Genomic DNA, 11,222 nt, shown 5'->3' with positions numbered 1-11,222 from the left:
TCCGGCTCCGTCTGATTTTTGGGCAGGATGCCCAATAAATCAGCGTCTCCTTAGCGGAGAGTGGCGAGGTTCGAGGGGCGAGGTTCGAGGAAGAGAAAAGGCATCAGCAGGTTCTTCGCTCGACAAACCGAATGCCGTATGGAAACAGGCTGGCGCCGGGAATCGACGCGGCTGGAGGCTACCAGCTGACGGCGCCGTCGGCGACGTCCTGCAGCATTTGGGACACGTCGCGCATCACCTCGCTCGCCTCGGTCTCGGCGGCGGGGATGCGACGGTGCACGACGTAGGTCGTGCCCGGCTCATCCGGCAGGGTGTAGACAGCGATGATGAAAGGGCAATTGACGATGCGGGTGGGGTCTTCGGCTGTCATCCGCCGCGAGAGCACGGCGCTGCAGAACTCGATGGACTGGGCATGGGTGTAGATGGTCTCCTCCATGCCGAGGTCCTTGCCTGTGCGCTCCAGCATCTCGTCCATGTGCATCACATTGTTGATGTACATGCCCCGCTCCTGAATGGCGAGCTTGAGCCCGTCGATGACGTCTTCGAAGCTGCTGTCGCTCTCGTACACGGCATAGCGATCGTCAGCCGTCGCCGGCGCCGCGATGCCCAGGGTGACGATCAGGGCCAGCAGAACACGGCGATGGAGCAGTGGGCTGATTGTGGGCAGCATGGCGGCCTCGTTTGCAGGTCGGCAGAAGCGATTGGGGGCGCCGGTGTGTCGGCGCTGCCGCGGCGGCACCGGACGGTGCCACCGCTGCGCGTGGCTCAGTACTGATCCATGGGCCGGAAGGCGGGGGCAGAGGGCCAGCCGTCGCCGGCACTGCCTGCCGGGGCGGAAGGCATCGGGGCAGGTGCTGACTGACGGCTCTCCAGCTGCTCGATACGCTGCTTCAACGCCTCGATCTCGCGATCCTTGGCACTCTCGGTATCAGCGGCTGGCGCCGACGGAGCGGCCGGGGCCGCCGGCGCGGCATAGCCTGGCGCGGGATAGCCGGGCGCTGTGGGATAGCCGTAACCAGGCGCGTAGCCCGGGGCACCACCGTAGGGGCCGTAACCGGGTGCGCCGTAGCCGTAGGGCGCGCCATAGGGGCCGTAGGCACCATAGGGACCGCCCCAGGGGCCTTCGTCGTAGTAGTAGTCGTCGTCGTTGCCGCCGAACCAACGGCCCGGGTTGAACATGTCGCCGAAGCCGATCGCCTGTGCGGCGGGCGCGAGGATCAGCAGAGACACGAGGCCGACAGTGAGCGTTGCGGTGCGGGCTTCTATAGCCACGTTGGTCATCCTCCAGGATCGATGATGGACTGTGCTCGGCGCGGTACAGCAACGAGCCGACAGCGCCGGCCCGGTGTCATCCGCTGCGGGGCGATCTGAGCCGCCTCCAGCCACGGTGCAAGCATACTACAGGCTTGGGCAGCGGGCCGCTGGTGGCGGCGGGCGTCGGTCGGCGCGCCGTCCGCGGTGGGCAGTCAGCCCGATGAGCGCTGCGCGTTCTGCACATGCCCAAGACCGCCGTGCCCATGCGAATGCTGCTGCCCCTGTTCGTGCGCATGGCCGTGTGCATGGCCGTGTGCGTGGTCGTGCTCGTGTCCGGCATGAGCGCCGTGGAGCAGGGCGCCGTCCGGCTGCAGCGCCGGCCGCGCTGTTGACCCGGCGGCGAGGCGCTCGCGCTGCGCGGCGAGCTCCGCGCGCAGCCAGTCGAGCCAGGCGCCGAGGCTCGCGGGGTCGCGGCGGGCGCTGATCGGCAGGAAGGGTGCAGGGGTCGCGAGATCGCGCAGATAATGCTCGGCGCGGCCCGCATCGAAATCGTCCAGGACCGGCAGCAGGTCGGCCTTGGTAAGCAGCACGAGATCGGCCGCGCGGAACATCACCGGGTATTTGGCGGGCTTGTCGTCGCCCTCCGGCACCGAGAGCAGGGTCACATTGCGGTGGTGGCCCAGGTCGAAGCTTGCCGGGCACACCAGGTTGCCGACGTTCTCGACGAACAGGATATCGACGCCGTCCAAATCCAGCCGGTGCAGGGCGTCGTGCACCATGTGCGCGTCCAGGTGGCAGGCACTGCCGGTGGCGATCTGAATCGCCGTGACGCCCTTGGCGCGGATGCGCTCGGCGTCGTTCTCGGTCTCCAGGTCGCCTTCGATGACAGCGATCTTGAGCTCATCGCCGAGGGCGTCGATGGTGGCCTCCAGCAGGCTCGTCTTGCCGGCCCCCGGGGAAGACATGAGATTGATGGCCAGGACGCCGCGGGCGTCGAAGTGCGCACGATTGTGTGCCGCCTGATGGTCGTTCTCGCCGAGGAGACTCTCCAGCACCTCGATGGCCGCATGTCCGCCGGCGGTTGTGGCGTGCTTGCCGCCGGGACGCACCAGGTGCTCATTGCTGGAAGTCAGGTTACAGCCGCAGGTGTCGCACATGGATCGGCTCCGGTTTGCTGGTGCTTAGGGTCTGGACTATAGCAGCGCCGCCGGGGATTTTGACCCTGCGCGGGGCGCGGTGCCCGGCGACCGGCAGCGCGGCTACTGACCGACATCCTCGTCCGGCACATCCGGCACGCTCAGCTCCAGATTCGCAAGCAGCATCTCGTCCCCGCTCACCAGCCGCGTGTGCCAGTCGCCGCAGGCACCGCAGAGCAGGCGGTTTGGCTGTGCGTCGGTCTCTGCACCGCAGGTGACGCAGTGCACGCGCACGGGTGCCGGCTCGATGTCCAGTACTGCATCTTCCGCGATGGTGCCGGCGGCGGCCAGCGGGTAGGCATTGCGCAGCAGCGGCGCTTCCACCCCGGACAGCGGACCGATGCGCAGCAGAATGCGCTCCACGCGGTCCGCGCCGTGATCGGCGGCGATCCGCTGCACCTGATCGAGCAGGGACTGGCAAACCGAGAGCTCATGCATGGGCGCCACGTCCGCAATTGGGGGAAGCACCCTGCGGGGTGCGGATCGATAGGCGCTGGACAGCCGCGTAACGGCAACCCAGGGCAAAAGCGGCAAACATGAGCGGACGGCTCCTCGACGACGCGGGACAGCAGGATCCTGGACCCAGCGGCAAGAGTGCGGGAGGCTAGACGGACCCGCGGAGACGATCACTGATGCGGGTCAAGGCAAGCGAAGTGGAGGGGCAGCAAGACCCTTCCCAGCGAGGGAAGCGTGTCGAGATGCGGGCCGCGGCGCTCAGCGCTGCGGCAGCGTGCAGGCTCCATCGCGGCAGCGGCGCTCGAAGCGCCAGTCGGCAAAGCGCCGGTAGGCGGCGTCCAGCGGCCGCGTGAGCCGCAGCGTTGCGACGACGCGCGCCAGCCATCGGTAGCCGGGAAGGTGACGCCAGATGGCGACGAACGCCGGGACACCCTGCACCAGCCGGCCGTCGGTGTCTTGCACGTGCAGCCGGCGCATGGCCGTGAGCTGATCCAGACCGGCGGCGGCCAGGGACTCGCTGTCCTGCGTAATGTCCACCCAGCGAATGCGCCCGGCACGGTCGACGCGCCGGTAGTGGGCAATCTCTTTGCTGCACAGGGGGCAGCCGCCGTCGTAGAAGGTGGTGAGTACGGTGTCAGTGGGCTCACTCATGGGCTTCAGCTCCTCTGGGTTGTGCCTGCGGTCCGCGGCCCGCGGCCGCATCAGCTCAGTCGCCGCCCGGCACCGGCTCGACGGTGTCGCCGACGGCAATGACGCCAGAGCTCACCACCGCCGCGGTGATGCCGCCGTGACCGCGCATGGCGTTGTAGCCGCCGGTGCCGAGGGTCTCCTCCATGCGCGAGCAAGGGTGGGCCAGCCCCGTCGTCTCGAGCAACGCGTCGCCGATGCGAAAGCGCCTGTCCTTGAGCGCGAGGAGGTTGATGCCGGCGACCACCAGATTGCGCCGCAGCCGGGCGGGGTCGATGGGCGCCTCGCCCAGGAGTGCGCCCAGTACTGCCAGGTGCTCGGCCTGAATCAGCGTCACCTGGCGCTTGCGCCGTGGACCCACAGCCCGGTGCGGCACGGCGTAATGGTCGCCGCCGAGCCCGTGCCCGGCGTAGGCGTGCACCTGCTCCAAGCAGGTCAGCGCGCCGCGCTTCGTCGGACGCACGCCGATCCAGACCACGCGGCCCGCCTGCGCATGGCGCCTCATAAGGTCCGCGAGCGCTGTGGGCTCATGATTGCGCCGCCGCAGCGGCAGCGCATCGGCGGCGATGCAATGGGGGGCTTCCATCGGGAGCGGTAGTCGCCGGCTTGTGACCCGTTCAACCATCGGCAGTTGCTATATTGCGGCCTATACCGGCACTGCAACCGCGCCCACGAACGGGAATCCCCGCGCCTCATGCCTACGCCACAGATGCTCATGCTGCGCTTGCTCACGACCATCACCGCCCTGCTGCTGCTCACGGCCTGCTCAGGTATGCAGCTCGCCTATAACACGGCGGACTTCTTCATAGAGCGCTATGCCGACGACTACTTGGGCCTCGACAGCGCCCAGATGGAGCGCTGGTCACCGCGCCTGAAGACGGCCTTGGCCCGTCACCGCGAAGAGGAGCTGCCCTATCTCGCCACTTTCTTCGACAGCGCCCAGAACGACGCCCGCAAGGGCTTCACCCGGGCGGACGTGCAGTGCCTGCTGGATCAGTTCGAGGTCATCTACCGTCGCCACTTCACACTGGCAGCGGCCGCCGCCGCGCCGCTGCTGGCGGATCTGGACAAGGGCCAAATCGACGCCCTACAGCAGCGCTTCCGCGAGGAGGCTCAGGAGGACGCGGAGGATGCCGCCCGCCCGAAGGCGGTGCGCGTGAGCAAGCGCGTCGAGCGCTACACGGACAATATGCGCTGGTGGCTCGGCGAGCTGACACCGAAGCAGCGCCGCATCGTCCGTGACGTGGCGGCGGACCTGCCGGAGACGGCTAGCTGGTATGCCTATCGCGACCGCAAGCGCCGCGAGCTCATCGCCCTGCTGCGCGGCGGCGCCACGAGCGAGGACATCGAACGGTTCCTCAGCGACTGGCTGGTGGACTACACGGACATGCCTGCGGCATTAGCGGACAGCCAGGTGCAGCTGCGGGCAGGCATGACGGACCTACTGGTCCGCCTTGACGCCAGCTTCAGCGATGCGCAGCGCCGTCGGCTCATCGACCGGCTCACGGGGCTGCGCAAGGACTTCCTGCGCTTGCAGCAAAGCCCGCGCATGGCGCCTGTGACTTGCTGAGGCGCACGGACTTGCCGACCCAGCCCACCGGCACCCGGGATGAGCGCGCCATAGACCGAGCCGGATGAGGCAGCGTCATCTGTCACCAAGGCGGTTGCCTCAGAACGCCCGAGACACCCGCCAGCGCTGATAGTTGGGCTCGTCGAGGTAGGCCTTGCTGCTGATGTAGTTCAGCACGTTGCGCAAACGATAGAAGCCCACCACCGAGTCCACCCGCAGGATCTCCCGTCCGTGCTCGTCGAAGAACAGTAGCGATGGCGCGTAGAAGATGCCGAGGTCGCGGGCCCACGCCTGCGCCGTGGTGCGCTCGCCTTCGGGTGTGACGACCGGGGTGTCCGACCAGATGTCGATCTGCACACTGTCGAACTCCGCGAACTGGCGCTGCAGCTCGCCCTGGCGCAGCGCCTCGCCGTGCAGCACGTCGCATGCGTGACAGTCGCCTTGCTCGAAGAACACCACCAGCGGTCGCTCGCTCGGCACCTTGGAGCGGTCCAGGTTGTAGGGGGGCGGCTCGAAGAAGTCCTCTTCGTTCAGGTCCGCCGGGCCGAACACCATGCGGTTCTCGCCGCGGGCCAGATAGTCCCGAAAGGACTCGCGCTGGTAGTGATCGTCGGCGACATACTCCAACGCGGCACGGAACTGGTACGGCGGGTAGTAGCCGCGTAGGCGCAGCGCCTCGGCGCCGGTCTCGTCGTAGAACACCAGCGAGGGCGTAAAATTGGTCTCCTCCCGCAGCGCGAAGTCGCGCTCCGTGAGGGTCTCGCCGGCGAGGTCCGTCACCTCGGTGACGCCCCAGATGTCCACGGGCACGATATCGAAGTGCTCGCGGGTGTACTTGACGATGTCCGGCGCGCCGAAATTCACGTCCATCAGCTTGTGGCAGTAAGCGCAGCGGCGCTGGCCGAAGTAGACCACCAGGTCTTTGCCTTCGGCCAAGGCCTCGGCGTGGTCGTCCGGGAGGTTCAAGAAGGGCTCCTTGAACCACTCGGGATAGATGAGCGGGTCCTCGCGTGGAAAGTCGTCCCGGCCGAGCGCCGTTTCGACCGACTCGTCGACACTGGCCGCGGCGCCGGCGGCCAGGGTCAGGCCCGCCAGCAAGCCGGACAACAGACCAAGCACGGACGTGACCGGCGGGCGCCGGCGCGAGTGGCGACGCTGTGACTCGCAGATCATGATCGCTACCTCCTCTGCGCAGGCTTGCCGCGCCTGGCGGGCCGCCTGCGTTTGTGGTGTCTTGTCGTCGTTGTACTCGATTAAGGCTATGCTCGAGCCCGGCCCGAGCGGAGTCTGATCACTCCAGCGGTCAGTCTCGCGATCAGGCGCCCGCACCTGCCAATGCCTCCGCTGCCAGAAACCGCTGGACCAGGAACAACGCCGCAACGGAGCGGGCCTCGGTGAAGTCCGGGCGTGCCAACAGACCGTCCGAGTCCGCCAGCGGCCAGGGCACCACCTCCACCGGCTCGGGCTCGTCGCCGGGAAGTGGGTCCGGATACAGCCCGCGCGCGAGCACGATACGCGTCCCGTGCTGGATATAACCCGGCACGACGCTCACGCGGTGCACCACCGCCAGCGACCTGGCGGCAACGCCCAGCTCCTCCCGCAGCTCACGCCCGGCGGCATCCAGAAGCGCCTCCTCGGCATCCACGACGCCCTTTGGGAAGCCGAGCTGGTAATCATCGCTGCCGGCGGCATACTCGCGGGCGAGGAGCAGATTATCGTCGGCATCCAGCGGGACGATCATCACCGAATCGCGACCGCCGAGGATGCGCTCGAAGGTGCGCCGCTCGCCATTGCTGAACTCCAGGTCCACCGCCTCCACCCGGAAGATACCCGAGCGCGCCGCAAGGCGCCTGGCCAGGACACGCGGTTTTTGTCTCGTCATCGACTCAATGCCCCTCGGCTGCTGCCTGCTGTGCGTGCGGCGGCTGGCGTCGGGTATTCTGCGCGCTACAGCGCTTCGCACCAACCATCGGCCGCCCATGATCATGCCCCAGCGCAACGCCCCAGCACCGCAGGCTCAACCAGTACCGCAGGTCTGCCCGGCGCTCGACTGGCAGGCCATCGACCGCGTCTTCCTGGACATGGACGGCACCCTGCTGGACCTCTACTACGACAACCATTTCTGGCTGGAGCACGTGCCGAGACGCTACGCGGACAAGCTCGGGGTCAGTCTGGACGAGGCCAAGGCGGCGCTCCTGCCCAAATATCGCCGCATCCAGGGCACGCTCGACTGGTACTGCGTGGACCACTGGAGCCGGGAGCTCGGGCTCGACATTGCGCTGCTGAAGGCAGAGGTGGAGCACCTGATCGCGGTACACCCGCATGTGCTGGACTTCCTGGACGTCCTCGCTGCCCGCGGCAAGCGGCGGGTGCTGGTAACCAACGCACACCAAAAGTCCATCGACCTCAAGTTCCGTCGCACCCGCCTCGGCGGGCACTTGGACCGGGTCATCTGTGCGCACGACCTCAGGCTTGCCAAGGAGACTCCGGGCTTTTGGGAGCGCGTGCGCGAGATCGAGCCCTTCGAACCGGCGCGCACCCTCTTCATCGACGACAATCTGGATGTGCTGCGCGCGGCGCGGGACTATGGCTTTCGCTGGCTGATGGCGGTAAGCGCGCCGGACTCACGCGCGCCTGCGCGAGACATCCGGGACTTTCCGGCTGTTGCTCACTTCGCGGAGCTGTTGGCGCAGCTGCGCTGAACGGCACAGCGTCAGCAGACGCGTCGGCGCCGGCAGGGCAGACGGGCTCAGGTGGCGGGCGCGGAATCGGCGGCGGGCTTGCGCCGCCGGCGCCGGCGCTTCTTGGAATTGGCCTCGGCGCCATCCGCTGTTGCACTCGGGCCCTCGCGCGCCGGCTCGGGCCGTGCGGCCGGCGCCGCCGCCGACTCTTCTCGTTGCGCGCCGGGCGCCTCCGCAGTCTTACCGCGTGTGCGCTGGCCGCGACCGCGTCGGCCCTCGCCGCCCTGCTCGCGGCGGCCACCGCGCCGGTCGCCTCGTCCTCCTTCGCGACGCTCGCCACGCCCGTCCCGCGGCCGCCGGGGTGCCGGCACCCGGCTCTTGGGATCCACCTCGGCAAGCATGTCGGCGGTGACCTGCTCCACCGGGATCTTCATACCGATGTAGGACTCGATATCCGGCAGGCAGAAGGCGTAGGTCTCACAGACGAAGCTGATGGCATCTCCCGCCTCGCCCGCTCTGGCGGTGCGGCCGATACGATGCACGTAGTCTTCGGCATCATCAGGTAGGTCGAAGTTGACGACGTGAGATACGCCGGGGATATGCAGTCCGCGGGCGGCGACGTCCGTGGCCACCATGACCGGCAGCTCGCCGGACTTGAACTGGGCCAGCAGCTTGAGCCGCTTCTTCTGCGGCACATCGCCGGAGAGCATGGCGGCGTGCACGCCGTTGCCCTCGAGGTAGCCCCAGACCTGCTCGCCCTGCCGCTTGGTGTTGACGAAGACCATGATGCGCCCGCCCTCGAGGCGGCGCACCAGCCCAAGCAGCAGCGGGATCTTCTCGTCGTTGGCCACCATGTAGCAGGTCTGCTGCACCCGATCCGCGGTGACCTGGTCCGGGGCGATCTCCACCATCTGCGGGTCGTTCATGTGCTCGTAGGCGAGCTCCGTGACCCGGTAGGAGAGGGTTGCCGAGAAGAGCATGCCGAGACGCTCCGCGGGGCTCGGCAGCCGCCGCAGCACGAAGCGGATGTCCTTGATGAAGCCGAGATCGAACATCCGGTCCGCCTCGTCCAGCACCATCACCTGCACGGAGCGGAAGTCGAACACGCGCTGCTTGAAGTAGTCGATCAGGCGCCCGGGCGTGCCGATGAGAATGTCCACGCCGGCTGCCAGATCGTCGCGCTGCTGCTGGTAGCCGGTGCCGCCGTAGACCAAGCCGAGCTTGAAGTCCGTGTGTCGGCCGAGGACCTCGGCATCCTTGTGAATCTGCACCGCGAGCTCGCGCGTGGGCGCCAGAATCACCACCCGTGGTTGACGCGGACCCTCGCGAGGCTCACCGCGTGGATGCGTGAGCAGATGCTGCATAGCCGCCACAAGGAAAGCGGCCGTCTTACCGGTGCCGGTCTGCGCTTGGCCCGCAACATCCTGGCCGGCGAGGGCGAGCGGCAGCGTTTGCGCCTGGATGGGTGTGCAATGCGTGAAGCCCGCGTCGGCGAGGCCCTGGAGAATGCTTTGGTCGAGATCGAAACTGTCGAAACGAACGTCGGTGAGATGGGTTTCTGACATGGAATCCTGCGGCTCGTGCCGGTACCCCCGGGGTCGACCGGCGCGATGGACGCCGCGGCCGGCTGGAGCTCGGTGCGCGCCGGCGGGCTGTTCCGGCAGTCTGCACCGGCTGGCCGGGAGGGGTTGCAAATCTTGATATCTTTGGCTCAAATAGCATCTTAACCCTTGGGGCGATAACAAAGCCAATCCGCCCCACCTCCCATCTGAGCTCAAGTCTGAACTCACGCCGCCTGAGATGCGCCTAGGGTGCATCGGGGCAGCCATACCTCAGGCAGCGAGACGGCTCGGCCGCCCTACATGCGCAGGAGCCATGTGCGAAAACGGCATCTGCAGGAACCACCTGCAGGCCCGCACGCCCACGGCAAGCATTACGGAGTAACGCGCCCGAGACACCGCCCGCCGCAAACCCACACCCGAGCGGAGACAGACCCAACGTGACCGACCGCATCTTGCACGTAACGGACGACACCTTCGAGGAAGAGGTGCTCAACTCCCCCGAACCAGTCCTCGTGGACTACTGGGCCAACTGGTGCGCCCCCTGCAAAATGATCGCCCCGCTGCTGGAGGAGATCGCCGAGGAATACGCCGGCAAGATCAAGATCGCCAAGCTCGACATCGACCAGAACCGCGCCGTGACCGAGCGCTTCAAGGTGCGCGGTATCCCGACGCTGATGCTGTTCAAGGGCGGCGAGCCGGAAGCGACCAAGGTTGGTGCTGTGTCGAAGTCGCAACTGACGGTCTTTATCGACAGCAACCTCTGAATCCGGGTCGGCACCACCCCAGCCGACCGCCGCCGCCCCTCGCCGGGGCCGCAGCCAACACAACCCCAGGAATAACGCCCGGCCCCGCCCCGGGCGCTCCGGTAGGACAGCCAAACAATCCCGCCACCGCCGGCCCGTCCCTCAGCACCTCGCGGCTGTGCTGCCTTAGCGACTCGACCGGCGTGCACCCGCCCGGCCCCGACCCGAACGGCGGCCCATCGCCATCAAACACGACGCAATGAATCTCACAGAGCTCAAGAAGATGCCGGTTCCCCAATTGGTGGAGCTGGCCCAGTCCATGGAACTCGAGGGCATCGGCCGCTCGCGCAAACAGGATCTGATCTTCGCCATCCTGAAGGCGCGCGCCAAGCGGGGCGAGGACATCTACGGCGACGGTGTGCTGGAGATCCTCTCCGACGGGTTCGGCTTCCTGCGCTCGGCGGACGCCTCCTACCTCGCAGGGCCCGACGACATCTATGTCTCTCCGAGCCAGATCCGCCGCTTCGCGCTGCGCACCGGCGATACCATCTCCGGCAAGATTCGCCCGCCCAAGGATGGCGAGCGCTACTTCGCGCTGCTCAAGGTGGGCGACATCAACTTCGATCGCCCCGAGGCGGCCAAGAACAAGATTCTGTTCGAGAACTTCACGCCGCTGTTCGCGCAGGAGCGCATGCAGCTCGAGATCGGCAACGGCAGCACGGAGGACCTGACGGCGCGGATCATCGACCTGGTGTCACCCATCGGCAAAGGCCAGCGCGGCCTTATCGTCTCGCCGCCCAAGGCCGGCAAGACGATGATGCTGCAAAACGTGGCCCAGTCCATCGCGCACAACTACCCCGACGTCTACCTCATCGTCCTGCTCATTGACGAGCGTCCGGAAGAGGTGACCGAAATGGCGCGCTCGGTGCGCGGCGAGGTGGTGTCCTCCACCTTCGACGAGCCCGCTACCCGCCACGTGCAGGTGGCGGAAATGGTCATCGAGAAGGCCAAAAGGCTCGTGGAGCACAACAAGGACGTCGTCATCCTGCTCGACAGCATCACCCGCCTGGCGC

General features: G+C 67.3%; 13 protein-coding genes. 4 read left to right on the top strand and 9 right to left on the bottom strand.

The window, feature by feature from the left end; translation table 11 throughout:
* Window positions 1–178: 178 nt before the first annotated feature.
* The 6 genes from I6U14_RS03595 to I6U14_RS03570 form a co-directional block, all read right to left on the bottom strand.
* Window positions 179–670: a DUF302 domain-containing protein gene (locus I6U14_RS03595; RefSeq protein ID WP_296896939.1), complete on the bottom strand. Its 492-nt coding sequence runs from the start codon at window positions 668–670 to the stop codon at window positions 179–181.
* Window positions 671–765: 95 nt separating this feature from the next.
* The gene (locus tag I6U14_RS03590; protein ID WP_296896938.1) at window positions 766–1,281 is read right to left on the bottom strand and encodes a hypothetical protein; all 516 of its coding nucleotides are present in this window, start codon (window positions 1,279–1,281) and stop codon (window positions 766–768) included.
* A 185-nt stretch (window positions 1,282–1,466) separates the two neighbouring features.
* Entirely contained in the window at window positions 1,467–2,411 is a 945-nt protein-coding gene (hypB, locus tag I6U14_RS03585) for a hydrogenase nickel incorporation protein HypB (RefSeq protein ID WP_296896937.1), read from the bottom strand.
* A 102-nt stretch (window positions 2,412–2,513) separates the two neighbouring features.
* Window positions 2,514–2,888, bottom strand: coding sequence for a hydrogenase maturation nickel metallochaperone HypA (locus I6U14_RS03580; protein WP_296896936.1), 375 nt, complete (start codon window positions 2,886–2,888; stop codon window positions 2,514–2,516).
* A 276-nt stretch (window positions 2,889–3,164) separates the two neighbouring features.
* Window positions 3,165–3,557, bottom strand: a complete 393-nt coding sequence (locus I6U14_RS03575) for a thiol-disulfide oxidoreductase DCC family protein (RefSeq protein ID WP_296896935.1) — start codon at window positions 3,555–3,557, stop codon at window positions 3,165–3,167.
* Between the two features lie 55 nt (window positions 3,558–3,612).
* Complete coding sequence (locus I6U14_RS03570; protein WP_296896934.1) at window positions 3,613–4,179, bottom strand: MOSC domain-containing protein; 567 nt, start codon at window positions 4,177–4,179, stop codon at window positions 3,613–3,615.
* A 108-nt stretch (window positions 4,180–4,287) separates the two neighbouring features.
* Here I6U14_RS03570 and I6U14_RS03565 point away from each other — a divergent pair, with 108 nt between their 5' ends.
* Window positions 4,288–5,163, top strand: a complete 876-nt coding sequence (locus I6U14_RS03565) for a DUF6279 family lipoprotein (RefSeq protein ID WP_296896932.1) — start codon at window positions 4,288–4,290, stop codon at window positions 5,161–5,163.
* A 99-nt stretch (window positions 5,164–5,262) separates the two neighbouring features.
* Here the strand turns inward: I6U14_RS03565 and I6U14_RS03560 are convergent, their stop codons facing one another.
* A complete protein-coding gene (locus I6U14_RS03560; RefSeq protein WP_296896931.1) occupies window positions 5,263–6,336 on the bottom strand; it encodes a thioredoxin fold domain-containing protein in 1,074 nt (357 codons plus the stop codon).
* Between the two features lie 142 nt (window positions 6,337–6,478).
* The gene (nudE, locus tag I6U14_RS03555) at window positions 6,479–7,045 is read right to left on the bottom strand and encodes an ADP compounds hydrolase NudE (RefSeq protein WP_296896929.1); all 567 of its coding nucleotides are present in this window, start codon (window positions 7,043–7,045) and stop codon (window positions 6,479–6,481) included.
* A gap of 103 nt (window positions 7,046–7,148) precedes the next feature.
* On the opposite strand from nudE, the gene yrfG reads away from it, so the two are divergent.
* Window positions 7,149–7,865 (top strand): GMP/IMP nucleotidase, encoded by a 717-nt coding sequence (gene yrfG / locus I6U14_RS03550; RefSeq protein ID WP_296896941.1) that lies wholly within the window; start codon window positions 7,149–7,151, stop codon window positions 7,863–7,865.
* 47 nt (window positions 7,866–7,912) lie between these two features.
* Here the strand turns inward: yrfG and rhlB are convergent, their stop codons facing one another.
* The gene (rhlB, locus tag I6U14_RS03545; protein ID WP_296896928.1) at window positions 7,913–9,409 is read right to left on the bottom strand and encodes an ATP-dependent RNA helicase RhlB; all 1,497 of its coding nucleotides are present in this window, start codon (window positions 9,407–9,409) and stop codon (window positions 7,913–7,915) included.
* A 434-nt stretch (window positions 9,410–9,843) separates the two neighbouring features.
* Here rhlB and trxA point away from each other — a divergent pair, with 434 nt between their 5' ends.
* Both trxA and rho read left to right on the top strand, forming a co-directional pair.
* Window positions 9,844–10,170 (top strand): thioredoxin TrxA, encoded by a 327-nt coding sequence (trxA, locus tag I6U14_RS03540; RefSeq protein WP_296896927.1) that lies wholly within the window; start codon window positions 9,844–9,846, stop codon window positions 10,168–10,170.
* Window positions 10,171–10,408: 238 nt separating this feature from the next.
* A partial coding sequence (rho, locus tag I6U14_RS03535) for a transcription termination factor Rho (protein WP_296896926.1) occupies window positions 10,409–11,222 on the top strand: 814 nt, incomplete at its 3' end.

This window comes from Thiohalocapsa sp. (genome assembly GCF_019695415.1).
GTDB lineage: Bacteria > Pseudomonadota > Gammaproteobacteria > Chromatiales > Chromatiaceae > Thiohalocapsa.
The sequence above is the reverse complement of the archived record's forward strand: the minus strand, read 5'-3'. Positions and strand labels throughout refer to the sequence as shown.